At 60.7% G+C, this 20,765-nt stretch carries 29 protein-coding genes; 16 read left to right on the top strand and 13 right to left on the bottom strand.

Features of this window, described 5'->3' with window-relative positions; translation table 11 throughout:
* Positions 1 to 21: 21 nt before the first annotated feature.
* Entirely contained in the window at positions 22 to 303 is a 282-nt protein-coding gene (locus tag ON14_RS07850; RefSeq protein ID WP_010204335.1) for a DUF1905 domain-containing protein, read from the bottom strand.
* Positions 300 to 1,094: an alpha/beta fold hydrolase gene (locus ON14_RS07855; RefSeq protein WP_010204337.1), complete on the bottom strand. Its 795-nt coding sequence runs from the start codon at positions 1,092 to 1,094 to the stop codon at positions 300 to 302. The genes ON14_RS07850 and ON14_RS07855 overlap by 4 nt, the downstream gene beginning before the upstream one ends.
* A gap of 100 nt (positions 1,095 to 1,194) precedes the next feature.
* On the opposite strand from ON14_RS07855, the gene ON14_RS07860 reads away from it, so the two are divergent.
* The 3 genes from ON14_RS07860 (at position 1,195) to ON14_RS07870 (ending at position 2,795) form a co-directional block, all read left to right on the top strand.
* Positions 1,195 to 1,818: a TetR/AcrR family transcriptional regulator gene (locus ON14_RS07860; RefSeq protein ID WP_010204338.1), complete on the top strand. Its 624-nt coding sequence runs from the start codon at positions 1,195 to 1,197 to the stop codon at positions 1,816 to 1,818.
* Positions 1,819 to 1,959: 141 nt separating this feature from the next.
* On the top strand, positions 1,960 to 2,313 hold the full coding sequence (locus ON14_RS07865; protein WP_010204339.1) for an ArsR/SmtB family transcription factor: 354 nt from the start codon (positions 1,960 to 1,962) through the stop codon (positions 2,311 to 2,313).
* Positions 2,310 to 2,795 carry an SRPBCC domain-containing protein gene (locus tag ON14_RS07870; protein ID WP_010204341.1) on the top strand — a complete coding sequence of 162 codons (486 nt, stop codon included), beginning with the start codon at positions 2,310 to 2,312 and terminating at the stop codon, positions 2,793 to 2,795. The genes ON14_RS07865 and ON14_RS07870 overlap by 4 nt, the downstream gene beginning before the upstream one ends.
* 258 nt (positions 2,796 to 3,053) lie before the next feature.
* Here the strand turns inward: ON14_RS07870 and ON14_RS07875 are convergent, their stop codons facing one another.
* Positions 3,054 to 3,482: an SRPBCC family protein gene (locus ON14_RS07875; protein ID WP_010204343.1), complete on the bottom strand. Its 429-nt coding sequence runs from the start codon at positions 3,480 to 3,482 to the stop codon at positions 3,054 to 3,056.
* 90 nt (positions 3,483 to 3,572) lie between these two features.
* Between ON14_RS07875 and ON14_RS07880 the strand changes: the two genes are divergently transcribed.
* The 5 genes from ON14_RS07880 (at position 3,573) to ON14_RS15170 (ending at position 7,002) form a co-directional block, all read left to right on the top strand.
* Complete coding sequence (locus ON14_RS07880; protein WP_026037605.1) at positions 3,573 to 3,902, top strand: YciI family protein; 330 nt, start codon at positions 3,573 to 3,575, stop codon at positions 3,900 to 3,902.
* 92 nt (positions 3,903 to 3,994) lie between these two features.
* Positions 3,995 to 4,177: a hypothetical protein gene (locus tag ON14_RS07885; protein ID WP_010204345.1), complete on the top strand. Its 183-nt coding sequence runs from the start codon at positions 3,995 to 3,997 to the stop codon at positions 4,175 to 4,177.
* Between the two features lie 69 nt (positions 4,178 to 4,246).
* Positions 4,247 to 4,831 carry a hypothetical protein gene (locus tag ON14_RS07890; RefSeq protein ID WP_010204346.1) on the top strand — a complete coding sequence of 195 codons (585 nt, stop codon included), beginning with the start codon at positions 4,247 to 4,249 and terminating at the stop codon, positions 4,829 to 4,831.
* A gap of 523 nt (positions 4,832 to 5,354) precedes the next feature.
* Positions 5,355 to 5,936: an RNA polymerase sigma factor gene (locus tag ON14_RS07895; protein ID WP_237719694.1), complete on the top strand. Its 582-nt coding sequence runs from the start codon at positions 5,355 to 5,357 to the stop codon at positions 5,934 to 5,936.
* Complete coding sequence (locus ON14_RS15170; RefSeq protein ID WP_010204348.1) at positions 5,902 to 7,002, top strand: CU044_5270 family protein; 1,101 nt, start codon at positions 5,902 to 5,904, stop codon at positions 7,000 to 7,002. Before ON14_RS07895 ends, ON14_RS15170 begins: the two co-directional genes overlap by 35 nt.
* A gap of 14 nt (positions 7,003 to 7,016) precedes the next feature.
* Here ON14_RS15170 and ON14_RS07905 read toward each other — a convergent pair whose 3' ends face one another.
* Together ON14_RS07905 and ON14_RS07910 are read right to left on the bottom strand one after the other, a co-directional pair.
* Positions 7,017 to 7,634, bottom strand: a complete 618-nt coding sequence (locus tag ON14_RS07905; protein ID WP_010204349.1) for an HAAS signaling domain-containing protein — start codon at positions 7,632 to 7,634, stop codon at positions 7,017 to 7,019.
* Positions 7,631 to 7,963, bottom strand: coding sequence for a PadR family transcriptional regulator (locus ON14_RS07910; protein ID WP_010204350.1), 333 nt, complete (start codon positions 7,961 to 7,963; stop codon positions 7,631 to 7,633). Before ON14_RS07910 ends, ON14_RS07905 begins: the two co-directional genes overlap by 4 nt.
* A 95-nt stretch (positions 7,964 to 8,058) precedes the next feature.
* Between ON14_RS07910 and ON14_RS07915 the strand changes: the two genes are divergently transcribed.
* The 3 genes from ON14_RS07915 to ON14_RS07925 are packed head-to-tail and all read left to right on the top strand — an operon-like array spanning position 8,059 to position 9,683.
* Positions 8,059 to 8,757 carry a hypothetical protein gene (locus tag ON14_RS07915; protein WP_026037606.1) on the top strand — a complete coding sequence of 233 codons (699 nt, stop codon included), beginning with the start codon at positions 8,059 to 8,061 and terminating at the stop codon, positions 8,755 to 8,757.
* Positions 8,754 to 9,086 (top strand): hypothetical protein, encoded by a 333-nt coding sequence (locus ON14_RS07920; RefSeq protein WP_026037607.1) that lies wholly within the window; start codon positions 8,754 to 8,756, stop codon positions 9,084 to 9,086. Before ON14_RS07915 ends, ON14_RS07920 begins: the two co-directional genes overlap by 4 nt.
* Before the next feature lie 51 nt (positions 9,087 to 9,137).
* On the top strand, positions 9,138 to 9,683 hold the full coding sequence (locus ON14_RS07925; protein WP_010204352.1) for a GNAT family N-acetyltransferase: 546 nt from the start codon (positions 9,138 to 9,140) through the stop codon (positions 9,681 to 9,683).
* Between the two features lie 57 nt (positions 9,684 to 9,740).
* Here the strand turns inward: ON14_RS07925 and ON14_RS07930 are convergent, their stop codons facing one another.
* The gene (locus ON14_RS07930; protein ID WP_010204354.1) at positions 9,741 to 10,232 is read right to left on the bottom strand and encodes a MarR family winged helix-turn-helix transcriptional regulator; all 492 of its coding nucleotides are present in this window, start codon (positions 10,230 to 10,232) and stop codon (positions 9,741 to 9,743) included.
* Positions 10,233 to 10,337: 105 nt separating this feature from the next.
* Between ON14_RS07930 and ON14_RS07935 the strand changes: the two genes are divergently transcribed.
* A complete protein-coding gene (locus tag ON14_RS07935; RefSeq protein ID WP_010204355.1) occupies positions 10,338 to 10,919 on the top strand; it encodes an NADPH-dependent FMN reductase in 582 nt (193 codons plus the stop codon).
* 69 nt (positions 10,920 to 10,988) lie between these two features.
* On the opposite strand, the gene ON14_RS07940 is transcribed toward ON14_RS07935, so the two are convergent.
* The 3 genes from ON14_RS07940 to ON14_RS07950 form a co-directional block, all read right to left on the bottom strand.
* On the bottom strand, positions 10,989 to 11,636 hold the full coding sequence (locus tag ON14_RS07940; protein WP_010204356.1) for a GNAT family N-acetyltransferase: 648 nt from the start codon (positions 11,634 to 11,636) through the stop codon (positions 10,989 to 10,991).
* A gap of 70 nt (positions 11,637 to 11,706) precedes the next feature.
* Positions 11,707 to 12,411, bottom strand: a complete 705-nt coding sequence (locus ON14_RS07945; protein ID WP_010204358.1) for a cache domain-containing protein — start codon at positions 12,409 to 12,411, stop codon at positions 11,707 to 11,709.
* Between the two features lie 97 nt (positions 12,412 to 12,508).
* On the bottom strand, positions 12,509 to 13,312 hold the full coding sequence (locus tag ON14_RS07950) for a FadR/GntR family transcriptional regulator (protein WP_010204359.1): 804 nt from the start codon (positions 13,310 to 13,312) through the stop codon (positions 12,509 to 12,511).
* A 131-nt stretch (positions 13,313 to 13,443) separates the two neighbouring features.
* Here ON14_RS07950 and ON14_RS07955 point away from each other — a divergent pair, with 131 nt between their 5' ends.
* The 4 genes from ON14_RS07955 to ON14_RS07970 all read left to right on the top strand — a co-directional run bounded on the left by ON14_RS07955 (position 13,444) and on the right by ON14_RS07970 (position 17,526).
* Positions 13,444 to 14,502: an ABC transporter ATP-binding protein gene (locus tag ON14_RS07955; protein WP_010204361.1), complete on the top strand. Its 1,059-nt coding sequence runs from the start codon at positions 13,444 to 13,446 to the stop codon at positions 14,500 to 14,502.
* A 124-nt stretch (positions 14,503 to 14,626) separates the two neighbouring features.
* Entirely contained in the window at positions 14,627 to 15,805 is a 1,179-nt protein-coding gene (locus tag ON14_RS07960) for an extracellular solute-binding protein (protein WP_026037608.1), read from the top strand.
* 73 nt (positions 15,806 to 15,878) lie between these two features.
* On the top strand, positions 15,879 to 16,706 hold the full coding sequence (locus tag ON14_RS07965) for an ABC transporter permease (protein ID WP_050993039.1): 828 nt from the start codon (positions 15,879 to 15,881) through the stop codon (positions 16,704 to 16,706).
* 7 nt (positions 16,707 to 16,713) lie between these two features.
* Positions 16,714 to 17,526, top strand: coding sequence for an ABC transporter permease (locus ON14_RS07970; protein ID WP_010204365.1), 813 nt, complete (start codon positions 16,714 to 16,716; stop codon positions 17,524 to 17,526).
* 45 nt (positions 17,527 to 17,571) lie between these two features.
* Here the strand turns inward: ON14_RS07970 and ON14_RS07975 are convergent, their stop codons facing one another.
* The 4 genes from ON14_RS07975 to ON14_RS07990 all read right to left on the bottom strand — a co-directional run bounded on the left by ON14_RS07975 (position 17,572) and on the right by ON14_RS07990 (position 20,750).
* Positions 17,572 to 18,855 carry an APC family permease gene (locus ON14_RS07975; protein WP_010204366.1) on the bottom strand — a complete coding sequence of 428 codons (1,284 nt, stop codon included), beginning with the start codon at positions 18,853 to 18,855 and terminating at the stop codon, positions 17,572 to 17,574.
* Between the two features lie 82 nt (positions 18,856 to 18,937).
* Positions 18,938 to 19,528, bottom strand: coding sequence for a DUF305 domain-containing protein (locus ON14_RS07980; protein ID WP_010204367.1), 591 nt, complete (start codon positions 19,526 to 19,528; stop codon positions 18,938 to 18,940).
* A gap of 89 nt (positions 19,529 to 19,617) precedes the next feature.
* Positions 19,618 to 20,103, bottom strand: a complete 486-nt coding sequence (locus ON14_RS07985) for a DUF6153 family protein (protein ID WP_010204368.1) — start codon at positions 20,101 to 20,103, stop codon at positions 19,618 to 19,620.
* A 98-nt stretch (positions 20,104 to 20,201) separates the two neighbouring features.
* Complete coding sequence (locus ON14_RS07990; RefSeq protein WP_010204369.1) at positions 20,202 to 20,750, bottom strand: pyridoxine/pyridoxamine 5'-phosphate oxidase; 549 nt, start codon at positions 20,748 to 20,750, stop codon at positions 20,202 to 20,204.
* Positions 20,751 to 20,765: the final 15 nt, after the last annotated feature.

Raw genomic sequence — 20,765 nt, forward strand, 5'->3', positions numbered from 1 at the left:
TTATCGCTGGGTAGGCGAAACCTAGGTCGACCGTTCTGTGAGGTGCACATTAACAACGTCACCTATCTGCTTGCCGACCAGTTTTCTCAGCGCGGCATTCAACGAGAGGAAGTGACCGTTCTCACCTGAGGGCATCAGGGTCGCGCTGAACGAATGGCCGTCCATCGTGCCGGAGACTTTCACCGGATTGCCTGTGCCGAGAAGCGCCTTCGAGTCAGGCATGAACACGACCGTCCATGACGCGGGCATAGCCGGATGGACAAGTGGGCCTGCGAAATGGAGATCGAGCGCGCGGTTTGTCATGACCAGATCCTGCCCACGAAGTTTGCAAGTTCAGAGGCCATAGAGGCAGGCTCCCATTCATGTTGGGCCCCCGGCACTCTCTTCCATTCGGCGCCGGGGATAGCAGCGACGATCGACTCGGCTGCCGGAACCATTACCTCGTCGTAGCTCTGCTCGCCCACGAGTGCGATTACCGGTACACGGATCGGAGTAAACAGTTCGGCGAGGGAAGCCGATTCCGCCCAGGCCAGCGAGTCCGCATCGGCTTGGAGACTGCCCGCTTGGTCGATCATTGCCGGGATACTCTTCACGATTTCTAAGATTTCTGGTGGCATGTCTGCCATATAGAGATTCAGTGCACCCTCAAGGTCGTTGTCCCCGATGAGTCCCCGCAAAGAGTCAGCAAGCTCACGAGAGCCGCCGTTTGGCGGAGCCAGCGGCGTCTCCCACAGCGCCAGCCCAGCAACGGGCAGACCGCTCGCGGCAGCGTAGAGCGCGAGTGAGCCGCCGGAAGAGTGCCCGCACAGCACGACGCCATCTCCGGCTGAATCGACAGCCTCGATCAAGGCCGCGAGGGCGAGCATCTCCCGCTCGAGGCCGAGGGGGCCAGCCACCATGCTCTCGCCTCGGCCAAGCCGATCGTAGACGACTGCTTTCACGCCATAGTGGCCGAGCAATTCTGCCGTCTCCGTCGTCGTGAAATCAATCTCGCGCCACGGCCCTGCTCCGGCCACGAAGATGACGATCGGACCGTCGCCGTAACGGTCGAACGCTACCCGGTCGCCCGCGGCTGTTTCAACGAATTCCGTCACGATGACTCCTCAGCAAACTCATTAGACTGGACTGACTAGTTCTTGATTTATAAACTAGACTGTCCAGTACCAGCCGTCAAGAGCAGGAAAGGCGAATTCAATGAAGGACGAGCCACTTCCCCGATCACAGCAGAAACGCAACGCAATCGTGCGTGCTGCTGAAGAGCTCTTCTTGCGGGATGGCTATCTCGGCACCAGCATGGATGAGCTGGCACAGCTTTCCGGTGTGTCAAAGCAAACAGTGTACAAACACTTCGGCAGCAAGGAAGCGTTGTTTGTCGAGCTGGTCACGTCAATGACGGCCGGCGCCGGCGGCGGGATCGAAGGCCCGGAGAATCTACCTACGGTCGCGAGCGAGGTCTGGCCGTATCTTGAGCGTCATGCAATCGACGAGCTCACGATCGTCTTGACCCCTCGGCTTCTGCGGCTTCGTCGACTGGTGATAGGCGAGGTGGGTCGTTTTCCGGCTCTAGCCACTGCACTTTACGAGAACGGGCCGCTCCGCGAGATTCACTCGCTATCGGAGACCTTTTCGACACTGGCTGAGCGGAAGCTGCTCGTGATTTCGGATCCACTCCAGTCGGCGGCGACCTTCAATTGGCTCGTCATGGGCGCTCCGGTCAACGAGGCCATGTTGTTGGGTGATGACGCAGTCGCGGATCCTGAGAGACTCCACCGTCATGCCAAGGAAGCAGTCCGCGTTTTCCTGGCCTCCCACCGCTAAAGGCTCGACGAGCGCAGGCCCATCTATCAGTCGCTCCGTGCGGCTCCCTTCCTGAGTTAGGAGCGAGGCGGCGCTTCACCTTCACGCAGCATGTGTATATGTACCCTTGTTGTTACGTACCGAGCAGGGTACGCTCAACTTATGGATCTCACGCTTCACGCTCTCGCCGACGAGAACCGGCGACGAATCGTCGAGAGATTACGCGAAGGCCCCGCAACGGTGAATGAACTCGCCGAACTGTTGCCTATTGCCAGACCCGGGGTTTCTCGACACCTGCGAGTGTTGCGCTCGGCAGGACTCGTGACCGTTGTCGCAGACGCACAGTTTCGCATCTACCATCTGGACCCAGGGCCGCTAGAGCTTCTGGATGCCTGGCTCCACGACTATCGAGCACAGTGGACGCAGCGACTGGATGCACTGCAAACCGAAATTGCGAGAGGGAATCGCGCTCGGCCTCCCGCGCAACGAGCAGAAACCAAGAAGGAGGCATCATGATCCACATTCCCGTGCAAGGCCAGACACGAATTGTCGAGGGCACGGGCGTCGTCGAAGTGAGCACAGTCTTTGCGACGTCGGCGGACGACCTGTGGGAAGCGATCACGGAACCCAACCGTCTAGCACGCTGGTTCGGTGAAGTCTCGCCTCGCCGCGGCACTGAGGACACGTACGAGGCTTCCTTGGTTACCGGATGGGCTGGCACCATCAACGTTACCCAGTGCGAACGCCCTCAACTTATCGAGCTAACGCTTCACGACGATGAACCATCGATGACAACGGTCAGAGCCACGCTTGAGCCTGAAGGGGAAGGCACCCGGTTGACCATCGAGGAAAAAGGGTTGCCCATGGAGAATCTGACTCCCTACGTCGCCGGATGGCACGCACAAATCGACCAGCTCCACGCGATGCTCGCGGGCGATCCAACTGTCGAGTGGCGTCCGCGCTGGGAAGAACTCTGTGCCGAGTCGCAGCAATCGTGAATTGAAAGCTTTGGGATCGCGAACGCAACTCTGGAGCCGGTGAGACATGACTTATCCCGCAAACAGTATCGAGCAGTCGGTGCAGGGACGAAGAAGGCCGTCTCGCGTGGGGCGAGCGACTCTACCCGGATTCCTTGATCATCGCCGCCGATGACAATCTCTTCCGAAAGCTATCACGCGACCCGCGCCTCGACACTATCTCGGTCATCGGCGACCGAGACCTCCTTCCTCCGAGTTCTGGGGACTAGCCCCAAAACGCTAGCCCGCGAGCAGCTTCTCCATGTCGTCGAAGAACGCGTTGTAGCCGGCCGTGACCGCAGCCTTACCCTCCTCGTCGAAGCCCTGGCCCGACTGGACCATCGTCATCTCGGTGCCACCGTTGACCGCCACAATGTCTACCGTGACGGGGTCACCAGCGGGCTCGGAAGGCTCATCGGTGAGAGTGAGAGCGAGTCTCGTGGGGCGGTCTACTTCGGTGTACTCACCCGCCCAGTACTTGAGGTTGCCGTCGGGAAGGTGCATGGTCGCCGTCCATGTGCCACCGACACGGACATCCATTTCAACGTCCACGACACTGAGCGCGGCCGTGCCGAACCATATTGCGAAGGATGCAGGTGTCGTCCAAGCGTCAAAGACCTGCTCTGGCGTCGCGGCGAAGGTGCGGGTGATGCTGACGGGATTGCTCATGAGGATTCTCCTTCTCCTGAATGGCGATTTCACCTCATTACAGGGTCGAAATCTATTGTCGATGGACTCCGGATGTTGCACAATAGCGAGATGCAATACCTACTGTCAGTTATCCACGACTCAACCAGCTTGGCCACCGCAGCCGAAATGGCCGCAATCGACGTTTTCAATGACCGACTTCACGCAGAGGGTCAGTGGATATTCGCCGGCGGTCTGGAGTTCCCCACAGCCACCACCGCCGCCGTCATCGACAACCGCGGCGAGACGGCGGTGCTGAGCGAAGGCCCGCTGCACTCATCGAAAGAATTCGTTGCTGGCTTCTGGATTGTCACGGCTCTTGATCTCGACGCAGCGCACGCCCTCGCCGCCGAGGGTTCACAGGCTTGTAATCGAAAGATCGAGGTTCGCCCGTTCCTTTGAGCGGAAATTGCTTCGTGAAGCAGCGGTTCGCGATGCCACCTGACCGTCGCCCCACGATTGATTGACTGAATCGGTGAACTTATGGTTGACGCATGACTGCCAGCCCTCAACGTCCCTGGAACTTCGGATTTACGCTCCTGCTGATGGCATCTTCTATCGGCCTTGTCTCGACCCTCTTTGACCTTCAACTCTGGGCGAAAGCCGCCGTTGTCTTTGCCATTATCGCTTGCGTATTCTTCGGCTTGAGGTTGCTGTTCAGAAGAAAGGGCGACTGAGGGGGCGTCGCTTTGTGCAGCCAAAGTGTTGCATCCGCGCGCCTTCATCCGCCGTGCGAGACTGTGGCCATGCGAACTCACGCCGTGCTCCTGATCGCTCTTTCTCTTCTGCTCAGCGGGTGCAGCTTGCTCGGTTTCGAGCCCTCCCCGACGACCACATACACCGACGAGACAGGCGCCGAAGTCACCGTGGACTGGGTCAACTACCCTGCGTACGAAGGAATCGACGGAGAAAAACTGATCGGGTTTCCGGATCAGGCCGAACTGGAGCCCGCCGCACGTGAACTGGTCGAGCAGCTGCGAGTGGCGATCGTCGACTCTTCCGGGCTCGCCATGACTTCCAGCGAACCCGAATCGGACTGGTTCGGCGACAAGAACTGGTATCCGCAGTCAGGCAATGGCTACGGCGGAGAGTCAATGCTCACTACCGTCAACTGCGCGACTTCACCTCAGACAGCGCCCCTGAGCCGAGCGAGTGGCAGCGGGTTCTCGACGCTGCCAGCCAAGTCACGCAGGATGCGGGCCTCGGGAAGTTCATCCTCGACGATGTACCCGAATGGTGCGCCGACACCGGTGACGAGTGCTGGCGGTGGACCGGAACTGCGACCGACGGCGTTCAATGGGTTTTCATCAAAATCGACGATGGCGCATTAGATCCGACGGGCGATTCCGCGAAGGACTCTAAGGAATTCGATTGGCCTGTGGCCAGCATCAGCTTCAGCTACGGAGCCACGGTTGTGCGCACCGGGCAGAGGGATGAGTACGCTGACGCGCTCAACCCGTTCCTCGGCCTGGAACAACCCCCAGCTACGTCTTCCGACTAACGAGCAAGTTTGGCGGTGGCGAGATCAGGGTTAGGTCCCGCTATTTTGCCGTCATTTCACCGGCCGCGTCGCGAACAATCCGGAATTGGACTTGCGCGTGGTCTTGCCCCGAGGCGAGCTACCCGCCTCTGAATGACGATGCCTGAGCGCACTAGTTCACTAAGCGTCACTCACTTCTTCTCACGCTGTGCGTCACGAGACGTCGCACTAATGCCATAGAAGTATCAGCGAGAGCGCATAACTGATACTTCTATGGCATTAGCGGGGGCACGTTCCGCAGAAAAGCTAGCTGCGCTACGCTCGCGTGAGAAGCCAATCGTGAACTTAATTCAAGCAATCGGGCAATACCTAGTGTGACTAGCGATAACGAGATCATCCGGAGGTCGTGGGATAACCCTGCGGTCTTTGCCGAGATGTACGACCGCCATGCGACATCCGTCTATCGGTATGCGGCACGGCGAGCGGGCGTCGACACTGCGGATGACATCATGGCCGAGACTTTCTTGGTCGCTTTTGAGCGGCGCAACCGCTTTGATAGCGCCTTCGAGAGTGCTCTGCCGTGGCTGCTCGGGATCGCAACAGTGCTGATCCGCAAACAGCGGGGGTCGGAAGCGCGGTTCTTGCGCGCGGTCGTCGCCTCGGGGCCTCCAGCGATGGTCGTCGAGAATCACGATGATCGCCTCGACGCCGACCTCTCGATTCGGGCTCTGGCAGGGGCGATTCGCAAACTGCCTGCTCGCGACCGGGATGCACTGTTGCTGTATGCGTGGGGCGACCTCGACTATGAGGGCGTCGCACTCGCCTTGAACATTCCCGTCGGGACTGTTCGGTCACGTCTCAATCGCGCGCGGCGAGTGCTGCGCCTATCCGCTGGCATCGCGCCAGCGAAGGAGGTGGATCGTGGACGAACTTCAACTGCTCCGATCGTTCGGTAAAAATGTCGCCGATCCGTCGGTAGACGCTCTCAGCCGAGGCCGCAGAGGTCTCGTGGAACACATTGGACTACAGCCAGCAATCGCTAAGCCCAACTCGAAGAAGCGCTTTGCGTTCTTCGGCGGCACCACCGCCCTCGCCGCTGGCGCACTCGTGGCGACTCTTGTGTTCACCGACGTGCTCGGCTTGGCCGGCTGGCGAGGTGGCGCGGATGCTGCTGCCGCATCCGCCCTCAGCGATGCTGCGGCTGCTGCCATTGAGAATTCCGACCCAGTCGTGGGCCCCGGCCAGTATCTGAAGATCGATACCGAGGCCGTCTTTACGGGAGGTGTACAAACAGCGGAGTGGGAGCACTTTGCCTACCTCGGAACCCAAGACTCGCAGATGTACATTCCTGCCGACGACGCAGACGATTGGGTTCTCGTAACCGAACCGCGAGCAGCGATCAAGGTCTTCGGCGAGGGTTTCGAAGAGGAGGCACAGGAGTCTGCCCGGGCAGGCTTTGAGGAAGAGCAAATCAGTCGGGCGCCGTATGGCAGTTTCGATAATTCGAAACCTCGAGACTGGAGGCTAGATGATCTGCCGCGCGACCCTCAGCAGCTGCTCAATTACATTTACCGGGTTACTGCCGGTCATGGCGTGAGTGCGGACGGGCAAGCGTTCGACTTTATCTCTACAACGCTGCGTACTGGAGTGGTTCCCGCCGAGCTTCGTGCGGCGCTCTATCTGGCCGCAGCCGGAATCCCGGGCGTCGAGATTACCGACGAGGCGGCGACCTTGAACGGCCGCACCGGAGTCGCCTTCGGGCGCGAAGAAAAAGACGGCTTTCTTCATGAAATTATCATCGACCCGGAAACGGGGCTCCTCATCGGCGAGCGCACTGTCCAGCTTTTCGATAGCAAAATGGACCTGGTTTTTGCCGGAGAAGTTGTCGGGTGGACAGCTGTCACCACAACCGTTGTCGATGCGGCGCCAGCAGGCGGATCACTGTGCGGAAACGGCGGCGAGCCAGTGAACGGCTTCGGCAGCGGTCAGTGCAGTGACCCCAACAGGCCGCGCACTGACTGACTCTTCCCCGAACCTCAGGCCTGCCAATTTCGGCGGCTTGCCCGCACGAAGAGCACGACACCGACGATCGGAAGCACGAGGTAGGGGATCAGGATGATGAGGTGCCACCCACCCAACCCCAAACCGGGAGTTACAGCATTCCGCGCCTCGGTTGCGGGAGATGACTGCATCGCAATGACGATCGCGTTGGCAGTTGCGAGGATGAGGGTTACCGCCAGCGGAGCCAGCCAGGCGACGATCTTCTCCCGCCGCGACCATGCCATCGAGAACGACATCAGCACCAACCCGACAAGTGGCCCGATAATCGGAACCACAAAGGTACCGACGATGATTAGCAACGCAGCGGTGATGGGAAGGGCTCGACTCGGCGCAGGCTGCGGTTGCGGAGGCGCGGCTGTCGGTGATTCGCTCGGCCGCGGATCGCTCTCGGTGGCCGCCGCCGCTTCGGCCGCAATGAACGTGGGATCGCCCAAGTCGGCAATCCGCGCTGCGGCGGCTGCGGCATCCAGCCCGTCGAGTTCTTCCCGAATACCCGCCACCATCTCTGCTCGCACATCGGGCCGCACGCCAGACATGCTCGCCTCGAGTTGCACGAGGTAGTCGCGCGTAATTTGCGGAGTCGTGTCGTTCATTCGGGGTCCTTTCCTACGAACGTGAATACGGTTGCGGCGAAGGGCTCCCACTGAAGCCGGAATGTCTCGAGTTGGGATGAGCCCTGCGGGGTCAATCGGTAGTACTTGCGAACCGGCCCGGAAGCGGACGCTTCGTCGTAGCTCGTCACGAGACCTTGGGTGCGCAGCCGCGAAAGCATGGGATAGAGCGTGCCGATGCTGGCGATTAGTTGAGCGGCGACAAGCTTTTCCGAAAGCTGCCAGCCATACATCGGCTCACGCGCGAGCAGACCGAGCACACAGAACTCGACCACTCCCTTGCGAAGCTGAGTGCCCACATCCGCTGTCATGCATTACAGGCTAGCCTGCATTGCACGCTAGATCAAGGATGTGCCGCCAGTTTCGAGCACTTGTCATTTCTTGCCGCGGGGCGCACGATAAGACCATGCACTTCACCGGCGTCATCCCCGCAGACGCACCCGACCCGCGCATGCAGCACGAGGAGCTGGTCAAGCAGATGCCAATTCCGGTGATCGGCCTAGTCGCACAATCGTCCGTGCAGGCAACCTCTCTCGCGGTGAACTCGGCCACCGACAGCGCAGGCTTTTCCGCCATGAGCGTGAGCGTCTCAGCGACGCTGTGGCGCAACCCTACGGACAAAACCGATCCGGTGAACCTTGAAATCCTCGACGAACATACCCGTCGCGCGATCGAGGAAGTTCCACCCTGGCCACGACCCGCCTGGCTGATCGAGCAGGTCAAAAGCATGCGGTACCCCTCACTATGGGAAGCCGTGCAAACGCACTGGCACCGTGATGAATCGGAGTTCACTGATGTCGGCGCCCTCCTCACCCAACACGCCAATTACATCCTGATGAATCAGTTCCAGAAAGAGCTTGGGCTTGATGAGCAGCACGGCGAGCGACGCGCTCCGATGCCAGAACGAAGAATCACTCGACCCACCACCGTGGTTATCGATGGACGAATAGTGGATGGCGTTGAGATCGCGACCGATCCGCTCATTTACGCCGTGGGGGCTACCCTCCCGAGCGGTGGCGTTGTCACTGCGGTCTTCCCCCGCCAGCACCTTCCCTTCATCACCGCGGAATTCGCAACGCGGGACCAGCCGAAACGAGACTCATGAGGAACCGCACACGGTTGGCCCCGGCCGCGCTAGTGCTTCTGGCTACGACAGCAGTCTTGACTGCGTGCAGTAGTGGAGGCAGCGAGGGCATCTCCATCCTCAATGAAAGCTCGAGCGAGGTGATCATCACTACCGGCACGGAAGAACTCGTTATCGCAGCAGAAGGCGCAACGGTCCTTCTCGGCGTCGACTGTATTCCGGATGATGTGCGCGCCACGTTCGCGTCGGGCGCGACGGAAACGATTGCTGGCCCCATCTGCTCTGATCAAGAGCTCTTCATCCCCAGCGGCGAGACCGAGACGATGGAAGTCCGACCTGCCCAGCAGTGAGGGCGACGTCAGCCAACGCCCACTGTCGATGACCGCGCCTAGGATGCTGGAATGAGTACCCTGAACTTGCGCACAGCGACCCGCGACGACATCCCGGCGCTGCTGACGCTCGTCACCTCGGCGTATCGCGGCGAAGAGAGCCGGGCCGGTTGGACGAGCGAAGCTGACCTGATCGAGGGTGCACGCTTGGATGCCGCAGCCCTGGAAGCAGACCTCGCTCGACCGCGGTCGAGGATCCTGCTCGCCGAGCGGGGCGACCAACTCGTCGCCTGCGCGCACGTTGCCGATGACCACGGGAAAGGCTACTTCGGGATGTTCTCGGTCGACCCGAATCAGCAAGGCGCCGGGGTTGGCAAGCTGGTGCTCGCGGAAGCCGAAGCGTTCGCGGCTCGCGAGTGGGGCGTGAGCGTGATGCAGATGACGGTGATCGATGTGCGCGAGGAACTCATCGCCTTCTATGAACGACGCGGGTACGTGCGCACCGGCATTACGAAGCCCTTCCCCTACGGCGAAGAGCGGTTCGGGATCCCCCAGCGTGACGACCTGCAGTTCGAGGTTCTCACAAAGTCACTCGACCCGATCGGAGCGCCCGCCTAAGCCGTGAGCACAGGGCAGAAACCGCGCGATTGACCGTACTTCATACCGCTGGCGCGACTACGAAGCAGCTGTCACCGAATCGCACTGAGGCTCGAGGGTGGCCTTGATCTTGCCGCTGACCGAAGCCAGGGCATCCTGCTCCTCGCGGGTCAGCAGGTCGAAGAAGTGCGTGCGCACAAACTCTAGGTAACCGGATGATGCCTGCCGCACCGCTTCGAGACCGTCGGCGGTGATCTGCACGTCGAGACCGCGAGCATCCGAGGGGCAACTCTTGCGTTCCAGCAGGCCGCGGGTCTCCATGCGCTTGAGCAGGTGAGAGAGGCGGCTGCGGTCCCAGCCGAGCGAGAGGCCCAAGTCGCGGGCGCGAATGAGAATGTCGGACTGCTGGGCGTGCTCGGCAAGCGCCGTGAGCACCACGTGCTCCGGACCGGAGAGCTGAGCATCCTGAACCAACTGCCTGTCGAGAGACGACGCCAGCTGCTGTGTTGCGCTCACGAAACCACGCCACACGGCGTTCTCGCGGTCATCCATTTCCTGTGCGTTCGTCATCACAGCCTCTTTTCATCGCTCGCAAGATTTAGTTTGACACTTTATTGTTGATATGACAACATCTTTAGTGACACGTCAACAAAATTCGTCCTAAGGGGATACAGCATGACCAAGATTGCGATCATCACGGGTGCTAGCCGCCCGGGCAGCGTCAACCAGTCCGTCGCCGAATGGGTTCTCGCCCAGGTTTCGACCCGAGACGACGCCGAGTTCGAAATCGTCAACATCGCCGACTTCGACCTCCCGATGCTCGACGAGCCCTACCCCGCCGCGTACCAGAACTACCAAAACGACCACACCAAAGCGTGGTCAGCCAAGATTAGCGAATTCGACGGCTTCATCTTCGTTGCCCACGAATACAACCACAGCGCCGGACCAGTTCTCGTGAACGCCCTCTCGTACCTCAACGCCGAGTTCAACAACAAGGCAGCCGGCTTCGTCTCCTACGGCTCCATGGGCGGCGTTCGCGCCGTCGAGCACCTGCGCGGAATCCTCTCCGAACTGCAAGTAGCTCACGTGCAGCGCTCCGTCATGTTCTCGCTGTTCACTGACTTCGAAAACTTCACCGTCTTCGCCCCGACCGAGCAAAACGCTGGCACGCTGGCACCCATGGTCGACCAGCTCACCGCGTGGACGCGCGGCTTGGCAACCGTGCGCACCGAGCAGCTGGCCACCGCCGCAGCCTAATTACGCGCATACCCCTCGAACGGCTTCCCGGAATATCCGGGGAGCCGTTTCGGCGTTCGGGGGGATGCGCTATTTGCCTCGCGCCGGATCCCGCCACATTGTGTTAACCGCCGGCAACCCCGGCGCTACAGGAACACTGCCGTGCATCCTGAATCCCGCTGCCTCATAGCGTCGGTCATTGGCACCGTTGCTGGACTCTAGATAAGTTCCCATTCCTTGAGCATCTGCCTGCGCTACGACACCAGCGAGCAGCGCCATCCCGATTCCGTTCCCGCGTGCCTGATCTTGAACGCCGAGCATGGAAATGTAGAGGTGCGGAGTATCGACAGGGCGAGCGTGCTCGAAGCGTTCGAAGAGACCGTTTACTGCCTCGGCGTGATCTCCGAGAAAACCACGAAGAACGGACGGAAACCGTTCCGCATCCGAATCGGACATTTCATTGACGCCGGGGCCAAACGCCGTCACGACCGCTCCGCAACCCGCGGTGAGCCAGGCGGCCTTATTCGCAATGGCGTGGGCGACGGTCATCCGAAAGACAGTTGCGTGCTGCGCAGCACGCAACTGGGGATCGGGAAACGCCCAAGACCACACCGGGTCCTTGTCGAACGCCTCCACGAGAGTGCCCACGACACCGGACAAATCTTCCAGCGCCGCAAGACGCATTGACACCCCCTCGTTGGATCCCAACGAATTCGCCTGAACACCCGTCGTCGCCATACGAAGAGCATACGGCGGCTCGCCTTACGCGTTCGAGATACGGAGCGATGCTTTCTCGCCGACGCCTGAATTATTCCGCGATGATCTCCAGCGCGACGCCCTCGCAAGCGGTGCGCGGCAGCTCGGCGAGCGCGCCGCCACGCACAGCATCGCCGGTAGCGTGACGCGGATCCGTCGAGATCACAACGCGACCGACACTGTTCACGAGGGTAACTTTGTCGCCCAATTCGGCGAGCTTCGGCAGCAGTTGGCGCTCAACAGAATCGATGAGCAAATCGAGGCCGGCGACGCCGACGAACGTGCCGTCAATGTGCACGGGAGCGGCGATCGTGATCGTGTATTCGTCGCTGCAAAGGTAATCGACGTAGGGCCCAGCAACGTGACCGCGACCGGTCTCCATCGGCACGCGGAACCACTCGAGTTCGCTGTAATCGATGTGCTCTTTGTTCACCGATTGCGCGGCCAAAAGCAGGCGTTTGGGGTCATCGCCCTGCCACCACGAGAGATGGTTTCGCTCATCCGTCAGCAGTCCAACGGCCGCAATAAAACCGGCACCGTAGACGTGAACCTCGGGAAGCGACACCGTCGCGAGAGCGTGTGGTTCAACCAGCGCATCAAGCTGCTGAGACGAGAGCGCGCCGAGGTTTCCGGATGCCGCGAGCTCGGTGCCGAGCAGGGCTGCGGTGGCTTCGAGACTGGCAATCGGGGCGCTGAAATAGTGCGAGACGATGGCTGCCGCGCGAGCTGCTGTGCTCGTCGTCGTTGCTGTCGTCATCGTTGCGCTGCGCTCTGGCTGGTTATCATCGGGTGCCGCCTACTCTGACTGATCCTGTTCGTGGCATCTTATGCACCAGATGCCCTGCACCGCTAGTTCAGCGCGATTGGGACTGCAGATCAATGAGGGCATCGATCACGGCATCGACCATGCGTTCGGTAGCCGCAACGGCTTCGTGATCATCGCCCGCCTCGACGGCATTTACGACGCTCAGCAGCAGGGCATGTTGGGCGCTGCGCGATGTCTCGTTCGCATCAACGAGGCGCAGCAGGGGAGACATTTCCGCCTGCAATCGCATCTGTTCGCGAGTGAGCCGAGCCGACTGGCTGAGGGCAACAAGTTCGATCTGCGCATCGTCGAGGGTTCTTCGCCACTGTTCAAGATCTGACTCATCGAGGCGATCTAATCGCGAACGCACCTGCTGTACCTCCGACGGCACCGCCCGCCGCGCGGCGAGACGAACGCACGCTGCGGTGATGGCCGCATAGTGGGCGCCCAGGTCACGAAGAGCGACGCGGGATGTTGCCGCCAAAGCGGTGCGCGCGTGGGCGACCGGGTCAGCAGAATCTGCGACGAAGCTGCCGCCATTGCGCCCGCGACGTGTCACGACGAGGCCCTGACTGCGCAACGCGAGGAGCGATTCGCGCACGGTCGTCGGGGCTACCCCAAAGCTGCGGGCGAGGTCATATTCCGACGGGAGACGCTCACCGGCACGCAGGTGGCCACCCGTGATTGCGCTCGCGAGTCGACGTTCAACGAGTTCAGCTCGACCGGCATCACCAATGGATTGAAAGAGTGCGCCCTGCAGCCTGCCGGGCCGCGCGGCATCGCGAGAGCGTGCGGTGTCATCGCCGACCACCGCACTATTTCGCGGCGTTTTCGCCGAGTCGGTCGAGTGCATTGCTCAATTCTCGCACTGATCACCTGAGCCATTGCCTATTTGTGACGATTTGGACACACGCTTGAAATATGAACTCTGGTTCTATAGGTTTAGATCCACTCAGAGATCAATGTCGTTCCAAGGAGTCCTTCGTGCACGCGTCCGCCCAGCAAGCCCCGTCCGAATCGGACTCCCTCACAGCGCCCGGTGCCGTAACCCTCTCTGGTGTCTCGAAAAAATTCGGCGACTTCACCGCCGTTGAATCCCTCAACCTCGACGTCAAACCGGGGGAGTTCCTCTCGATGCTCGGCCCCTCCGGATCAGGCAAGACCACCGTGCTGCGGATGATCGCAGGCTTTGAGAACGTCACGAGCGGCAGCATCCACCTCAGCGGAACTGACGTGACCGCCGTTCCCCCGCATGCGCGCCAGGTCAACACGGTATTTCAGGACTACGCGCTCTTCCCACACTTGACGATTGCCGAGAACGTGGGCTACGGCCTGCGGGTTGCCGGAGTCAGCCGCGCCGAACGCGCAACGCAAGTGGGGGTAGCCCTCGAGCAAGTTCGCCTCTCAGCCGTGGCCGACCGCCTGCCACACCAGCTCTCGGGTGGCCAACGCCAGCGCATCGCTCTGGCTCGCGCGCTCATCCTGCGCCCCCAAGTGCTGCTGCTCGATGAGCCGCTCGGCGCCCTCGACAAGCAACTGCGCGAAGAAATGCAGATCGAGCTCAAACAGATTCAGCGCGAAGTCGGCATCACGTTCATTTTCGTCACCCACGACCAAGAAGAAGCCCTCACGCTGAGCGACCGCGTCGCCGTCTTCAACAACGGCCGCGTCGAACAGGTCGGCACCGCCCGTGAAGTTTACGAATTCCCGGCCACCGAATTCGTCGCCAAGTTTCTCGGACTCTCCAACCTCATCCCCGCCGAACTGTCTGCGGATGGCGCGCAATCGAGCGTGCGCCCCGAACGTGTGCGCCTGCTCACCGCCGACACCGCGGCGAGCGCCGGAGCCGTCTCCCTGCTCGGCACGGTGTCAGAAACCGTCTACACCGGACCAACCACACGCTTTCTCGTCGACACCGAATCGGGTGTTCGCGTGATCGCCGAACGAGCCAACGACCATCACCCCTCCGCCGAATCCGCCTTCGCGCGCGGCGACCGGGTGCGCGTCGAATGGACCACCGATCACGCCTCGCGCATCGGCTAACAGATCACCCCCGCAGCACCGGCGCTTTCGGCACAACCGGACCAGCCGCATCCTCACCAGCAACACCTTCAGCACACGCAGCACACGCAGCACACGCACTCACCATTCACCTAAAGGAGTCACCATGAGATCCAAAATCATGACCGGCGCAGCGTTTCTCGCTGTTGCCGCTCTCGCCCTCACCGGCTGTTCGGCGGCAACCGACAGCACCGCAACCGGTGGGCTTTCCATCGACGTGCCCGACATCCCCATGCTCGAAGAGTTGGGCGAGATGGAAAGCGAAGTCAACATTGTCGCGTGGAGCGGTTTTGTTGAGCCAGCCTGGTCCGACGAGTTCACTGCAGAAACCGGATGCACGGTCAACCGTCGCGTTGCTGGCACCAGTGACGAGATGGTTCAGCTCATGCGCACCGGTGACTACGACATCGTCTCCGCTTCGGGCGATGCAAGCCTTCGTCTCATCGCCGGTGGCGACGTTCAGCCCATCAACCTCGACCTCGTTCCCAACTTCGGTGACGACATCGTTGAGGGCATGAAGGGTCAGATCTATGACACCATCAACGGCAAATCGTATGGAGTTCCGATTGGCCGCGGCGCCAACATCCTGCAGTACAACAGCGATGTTGTGACCGAAGAACCTACGAGCTGGGATGTTGCGTGGGAAGCTGACAGCCCCTACGCGGGACAGATTATCGCGTACGACGCACCGATCTACATTGCTGACGCCGCTGTATATCTGATGGCTCACGAGCCTGACCTTGGCATCACCAACCCGTACGCACTCGACCAGACTCAGCTTGATGCTGCGATCGATCTGCTCCAGCAGCAGAACAAGATCGTCTCCGAGTACTGGGCAGATCCTGCCGCTCAGATCACTTCGTTCGCCGGCGGCACCACTGCGCTCGGCACCTCGTGGGAGATTCTGCGCAAGCTCACCGATGATGACAAGTTCAAGAGCGTTCTTCCTGAAGAGGGTTCGACCGGTTGGTCGGATGCCTGGATGATCGCCGCCGAGTCGCAGTCGCCGAACTGCGCCTACGCCTGGGTCGACTACACCAGCGCCGCTGAGGTCAACGGCGCTATCGCTACCAACTTCGGTATGGCTCCTGCCAACGCTGCCTTCTGCGAGACGAGCGACGAAGCCGCAGCACACTGCGAGTACTTCAACGCCACCGACGAAGAGTACTTCAGCAACGTCTGGTTCTGGACCACCCCCATCGAGCAGTGCATCGATGGTCGCACTGACGTCACCTGCACGAACTTCCAGCAGTGGACGGATGCCTGGCTCTCCGTAAAAGGCTAGCTAGCTAAAAGGGGTGGGCCTCACCAACCCACCCCTCATCCTCTCTTCTTCAGCACCCATCGATCGGACTCCCATGAATCGCCGCGCGCAACTCTCGGCACTGCTGGCGCTGCCTATGCTGTGGCTCATCGGCATCTACATCTTCTCGCTCGTCATGCTTCTCGTGACGGCGTTCTGGGTGACCGACCCGTTCACCTCCAAGGTGAAGCCGGGCTTCACCCTCCGCAACTTTGAGCAGATCATCGCGAACCCCGCCTACGCCTCGACGTCGATTCGCACTCTCGGGATCGCCCTCGCGGTGACCGTGTTGAGCATCCTGATCTCGGTTCCGCTCGGCATCTTCATGGCCAAAGTTGCCTCGCCCAAGCTGCGCGCCATTCTGGCCGTCGCGATCACCCTCCCGCTCTGGGCTGGCTACCTCGTAAAGATTCTGGCCATGCGCATCACCTTCACCGAAGAAGGCTTCTTCAACTCGATGCTCGGCCCGCTCGGCATCAGCGGCCCCGGCTTCAGCATCGTCACCGTCGTGCTGACGCTCACCTATCTGTGGCTGCCGTACATGGCAGTGCCGGTCTACACCGCGATCCGCCAGCTGCCGCCCAACCTGTTCGACGCTTCGTCTGACCTAGGCGCAGGTGCCGGATTCACGATCCGCACCGTCGTTCTCCCTCTCATTAAGCCCGCGATCATTGCCGGCTCCATCTTCACGTTCTCGCTCAGCCTCGGTGACTACATCGCCGCCAAGTTCGTGGGTGGATCGACTCAAATGATCGGAAGCATCATCGCCTCAAACATCAACCTCAACCCTCCGATCGCCGCCGCGTTCTCGCTTGTGCCGATCGCGTTTGTTGTCATCTACCTCGTCAGTATCCAGCGCACTGGCGCACTGGAACGGATGTGATACCGCCATGTTGAGACTTTCCCTCGGCGCCAAGTTCACCCTCGGCACTATCGTCGCGATCTCCCTCGCGTTCATGTACATCCCCCTGTTTTTGGTGGTCATCAACTCCTTCAGCGCCGCGCGCCTGTCGAGCTGGCCGATTACCGAGTTCTCCACAATCTGGTGGGAGAAGGCATTCGTGAGCGAACCCATCCGGGCTGCTCTGCTCAACTCGGTGATCGTCGGCCTCGGCGCGACGGTGATTGCGCTCATCTTGGGCACGCTCGTGGCCTTCGCCCTGCAGCGCTATACCTTCTTCGGCAAGCAGACCGTGAACCTGCTCGTCGTGCTGCCGATCGCCCTGCCCGGCATCGTGACCGGTGTTGCCCTCAACAACACCTACAACCAGGTGCTTGAACCGATCGGCATCGAGGTCGGATACTTCGGCATGATCATCGCCCACGGCACCTTCTGCATCGTCATGGTCTTCAACAATGTGCTCGCCCGTTTGCGCCGCATCAACCCCAGCATCGAGGAAGCCTCCCGCGACCTCGGAGCAACCCCGCTGCAGACGTTCCGGCTCGTGACGTTCCCGCAGTTCCGCAGCGCCTTCGTTGCCGGTGCGATTCTCGCGTTCGCGCTGAGCTTCGACGAGGTTGTTGTCACGATCTTCACGGCCCCGCCCGGTGTCGACACCCTGCCGCTCTGGATCATGAACCAAATGGCACGACCCAACGAGGCATCCCTCGTCAACGTCGTCGCGACCGTCGTGATTCTCGCCTCGTTCATTCCCGTGTGGGTCTCGCAGCGCTTGGCCCGCGGAGCCGACGAACGCGAATAGCGGAGGTCGGGCGCGGGCGGGCGCGGCGCGGCGCGAGCCTGCCGGTCAGCTCTGCGAGCGCGTGCGCACCGTCACGACCTGCGCTGCAACGATGGCAGCCGCGACCACCGCAGCCACGGTCACCGTAAAGAGGTCGCTCTGAATCTTGAGAACCGCAAACGGGATCAGGATGGCGAGATCCAGCACGATGGTCAGCACCGGAAGCCAGATTCGCGCCTCAATCTTGGCCCGCAGTCGGCGGATGACACCCCACTGCACTGCCATATCCATCGTCAAGTAGAGGAAGACGCCCATCGACGCGATCTGGCTGAGATCGAGAAACACGGTGACGAGAATGGCGAGGCCCGCAGTGATGACCATGGGCTGATGCGGAACCGACTTCGGCAACGATGGAGCCTGCTTCATCTCCTGCAGCATCCCGTAGAGCCGCGACACTGAGTACAAACTCGCGAGCAGCCCCGAGAGCGTCGCCACCACAGCGATCGCGACGGTAATGCCGACACCCCACGCGCCGAAGAAGGGCTCCGCCGCTTGTGCCAAAGCGTAGTTGCGAGCATCCACAGCTCCGCTCGCACCGATGCTCGAACTCACGGACACCGTGATCAGCAAGTACAAGAAGGTGCAGATCGCCAACGAAATGAGGATGGACCGGGCGATGTTTCTTTTCGGGTCACGAATGTCGTCACCCTGATTAGTGATGGTGGTGAAGCCCTTATAGGCGAGAACGCACAACGTAGTGCCCGCTAGGACCCCAACAATATTGATTGGGTCACCAGAAGATTTCGCCGAAAAGCCGTCACCGGCCGCCGCGACGCCAATCAGGCCCGCAATAGCGAGCACGGCGATCCCGATGATCTTGGCGACTGCGGTGATTGTCGCCGAGCGTTCGACCATGGTGTTGCCAATGAAGTTCACAATCGCGGCAGTGACGATTGCGGCAACGCCCAAGATAGGAACCAGAATCACAGAATCTTGCAGCCCGAAAGGCCGCAGCAGGTAGGTGCCGAAGGTGCGCGCCAACAGGCTCTCTGCCACCACCATCGAGACGTACATGAATAGCGAGAACGAGCCGGCGGCGACTCCAGGCCCGTAAGCGTCCTTCAGTAACATCGCGATCCCGCCCGAGGAGGGATTCACGCTGGAGTAGCGAACGTAGGAGTACGAGCTGATGGCGGCAACGATTGCGCCAAGTAAGAAGGCGAGCGGGAAGAAGTCTCCGGCGAATTCTGCGACCTGACCGACGAGAGCAAAGATTCCCGCGCCGATCATCACTCCCGTGCCCAACGACACTGAGCCCATGAGCGAAATTTTGTCTGTACGTGGAGCCATGCGATTTCCTTCCGCTCCCAACCCTAATAAGCAATACACGACGGCAAGGGTCCGCCGCCCACAGACGGCGGACCCCATGCCATTACAGAGAGCTAATGATGTCCTGCATGATGGTGATCTCGGCGGCTTGAGCATCGATAATCTTTTGAGCAAGCGCTACAGCATCTGCATTTTGCCCCTCATCGATTTCCGTCTCAGCCATCTCGATCGCGCCTTCGTGGTGGACGATCATTTGCTCGAGGAACAAGCGGGAGGCGTCATCGCCGTTGGCAGCGTCAAGCTCAGACATGTCGGAGCCACTCATCATTCCGTCACCGTGGTCCATGCCACCCATATCGTCTGCCATATCGAGACCCCAGTCCTCAAGCCACGCGTTCATGAGCTCGATTTCAGGGCCTTGGGCTGCCTTGATCTCTTGAGCGAGTGTGATGACACGCTCGTCGATACCGTCCTTCTCAAGCACCATGTCAGCCATCTCCACTGCTTGCTCGTGGTGGGGAATCATCATTGCGGTGAACATGACATCCGCGTTGTTCGCATCAGCGATCGATACCGAATCGGTGGGCGACGGGTCGGGGCTTTGACCAGATTCTGTCTCAGCGTTTGCACACCCCGAGAGCGTCAGCAGTGCAGTCAGGGCAATTGCGGCGGTCGCCGCGAAACGAATTTTCATCTCTAAAGTTCTCCAAATTAATCACTAATAAGCGCGTGACCAGAGCGGCCCGCGTAAGGCGCGTCTAAGCTGAGCCGACAGTGCGCCTCTTAAGTGCGACTAATGCAGAGAGTTATGAGATTAGGACGTGGCGGTACCACCCGCGCCCATCGCGGGAACGGCACAGCAACCATCAACCGCTGCTCAACGTATTGGCCCCAACCGCGCACCAGCCTGGGCGCTGCGAGGAGAAGCGAGACAGTGAGAAGCGCAAGCACACACCACATAAGAACCATTGATGCGTCGTCGCCACAGCCCACACAATCTGGGCTCGAGACGACGGAGGCGATCATGGTCGAATGCTCAGCGGTGCTACTGCCGGTCGACATCGCCGCCGACATCCCCATGTCGGAATGCGACGTGGGCGAGACCAGCGAATGCATTGCCACGATGCCGGTAATGAGTGCCAGCGCGAGGCACGCCATAGCGACAAGCTGCCACGCCACTCGCAGAAGGCGCGGAACAACGGAGTCTGCGCGTCGTGGCGGCGCAGTCTCGACGCGACGACTATCGCGTTCCACGCTGATTGCTGTCATTGCTCTTATTCTTCTGAAGGTGCGGGCTTCCGGCTACCCTCTACCGATCCTTGTCCATCTGCCTGTGCGACTACCGAGACATTATCGACGCGGGACAGTCACCCACGCAACCATATTCCGTCCACTAGACGATAGACGATCCGGTGGTGTTTTCGGTCCGATGATCCTTGCCAGAACTCGACGTGCTCAGCCTTCAGTCGCCACAGAACCCAGCCGTCTGGGTCAGCATTCTCCCGCGCTGCCGCATCTCGCAATGCAAAGTCAGCGTCGCTATCGGCTCGGCTTGCTTCTACTACCGGTCCTCTCACCCGTATGGCGCGCACAAGCGGTTGCCACCAGAAGTTGAGCGCTGCGGCAGGATGCGCGGCAAGTTGGATCCCTTTAGCGCTGGCTCGGGGGCCAGCGAATGCCCAGCCCCGATCATCCACATCCTTGAGGATGAGGGTTCTCGCATCGGGAGTGCCCTCAGCATCCACGGTAGCGAGAGTCATCGCCAATGGTTCCTCCACCGAGGCTTCGAGCGCGCCGTCGAGCCACTCATAAAAGAGAGTCGCCGGGTCTGCGGGCAGCGCCGCTCGGTCAAGGGCGGGACTTGTGCCCGAGAGTGTGGGGATCGCCCGCAGCTTTGCGGCCGTGTCGCTCGTCATAACATTAGAATGCCA

The sequence above is a fragment of the Salinibacterium sp. PAMC 21357 genome (assembly GCF_000247645.1).
Lineage (GTDB): Bacteria > Actinomycetota > Actinomycetes > Actinomycetales > Microbacteriaceae > Rhodoglobus.

What these genes read in the sequence shown, in the direction of transcription:
- ON14_RS07865 (WP_010204339.1), top strand. Translation starts at nt 1,960, where the DNA reads ATGGATCTCACGCTTCACGCTCTCGCCGACGAGAACCGGCGACGAATC.
- ON14_RS07935 (WP_010204355.1), top strand. Translation starts at nt 10,338, where the DNA reads ATGACCAAGATTGCGATCATCACGGGTGCTAGCCGCCCGGGCAGCGTC.
- ON14_RS07875 (WP_010204343.1), bottom strand. Translation starts at nt 3,482, where the DNA reads ATGAGCAATCCCGTCAGCATCACCCGCACCTTCGCCGCGACGCCAGAG.
- ON14_RS07980 (WP_010204367.1), bottom strand. Translation starts at nt 19,528, where the DNA reads ATGAAAATTCGTTTCGCGGCGACCGCCGCAATTGCCCTGACTGCACTG.
- ON14_RS07920 (WP_026037607.1), top strand. Translation starts at nt 8,754, where the DNA reads ATGAGGAACCGCACACGGTTGGCCCCGGCCGCGCTAGTGCTTCTGGCT.
- ON14_RS07915 (WP_026037606.1), top strand. Translation starts at nt 8,059, where the DNA reads ATGCACTTCACCGGCGTCATCCCCGCAGACGCACCCGACCCGCGCATG.
- ON14_RS07860 (WP_010204338.1), top strand. Translation starts at nt 1,195, where the DNA reads ATGAAGGACGAGCCACTTCCCCGATCACAGCAGAAACGCAACGCAATC.
- ON14_RS07975 (WP_010204366.1), bottom strand. Translation starts at nt 18,855, where the DNA reads ATGGCTCCACGTACAGACAAAATTTCGCTCATGGGCTCAGTGTCGTTG.
- ON14_RS07950 (WP_010204359.1), bottom strand. Translation starts at nt 13,312, where the DNA reads ATGCACTCGACCGACTCGGCGAAAACGCCGCGAAATAGTGCGGTGGTC.
- ON14_RS07940 (WP_010204356.1), bottom strand. Translation starts at nt 11,636, where the DNA reads ATGGCGACGACGGGTGTTCAGGCGAATTCGTTGGGATCCAACGAGGGG.
- ON14_RS07910 (WP_010204350.1), bottom strand. Translation starts at nt 7,963, where the DNA reads ATGACAGCGGATGTGGGCACTCAGCTTCGCAAGGGAGTGGTCGAGTTC.
- ON14_RS07960 (WP_026037608.1), top strand. Translation starts at nt 14,627, where the DNA reads ATGAGATCCAAAATCATGACCGGCGCAGCGTTTCTCGCTGTTGCCGCT.
- ON14_RS07905 (WP_010204349.1), bottom strand. Translation starts at nt 7,634, where the DNA reads ATGAACGACACGACTCCGCAAATTACGCGCGACTACCTCGTGCAACTC.
- ON14_RS07925 (WP_010204352.1), top strand. Translation starts at nt 9,138, where the DNA reads ATGAGTACCCTGAACTTGCGCACAGCGACCCGCGACGACATCCCGGCG.
- ON14_RS07985 (WP_010204368.1), bottom strand. Translation starts at nt 20,103, where the DNA reads ATGACAGCAATCAGCGTGGAACGCGATAGTCGTCGCGTCGAGACTGCG.
- ON14_RS07930 (WP_010204354.1), bottom strand. Translation starts at nt 10,232, where the DNA reads ATGACGAACGCACAGGAAATGGATGACCGCGAGAACGCCGTGTGGCGT.
- ON14_RS07945 (WP_010204358.1), bottom strand. Translation starts at nt 12,411, where the DNA reads ATGACGACAGCAACGACGACGAGCACAGCAGCTCGCGCGGCAGCCATC.
- ON14_RS07990 (WP_010204369.1), bottom strand. Translation starts at nt 20,750, where the DNA reads ATGACGAGCGACACGGCCGCAAAGCTGCGGGCGATCCCCACACTCTCG.
- ON14_RS07880 (WP_026037605.1), top strand. Translation starts at nt 3,573, where the DNA reads ATGCAATACCTACTGTCAGTTATCCACGACTCAACCAGCTTGGCCACC.
- ON14_RS07850 (WP_010204335.1), bottom strand. Translation starts at nt 303, where the DNA reads ATGACAAACCGCGCGCTCGATCTCCATTTCGCAGGCCCACTTGTCCAT.
- ON14_RS07965 (WP_050993039.1), top strand. Translation starts at nt 15,879, where the DNA reads ATGAATCGCCGCGCGCAACTCTCGGCACTGCTGGCGCTGCCTATGCTG.
- ON14_RS07885 (WP_010204345.1), top strand. Translation starts at nt 3,995, where the DNA reads ATGACTGCCAGCCCTCAACGTCCCTGGAACTTCGGATTTACGCTCCTG.
- ON14_RS07970 (WP_010204365.1), top strand. Translation starts at nt 16,714, where the DNA reads ATGTTGAGACTTTCCCTCGGCGCCAAGTTCACCCTCGGCACTATCGTC.
- ON14_RS07890 (WP_010204346.1), top strand. Translation starts at nt 4,247, where the DNA reads ATGCGAACTCACGCCGTGCTCCTGATCGCTCTTTCTCTTCTGCTCAGC.
- ON14_RS07870 (WP_010204341.1), top strand. Translation starts at nt 2,310, where the DNA reads ATGATCCACATTCCCGTGCAAGGCCAGACACGAATTGTCGAGGGCACG.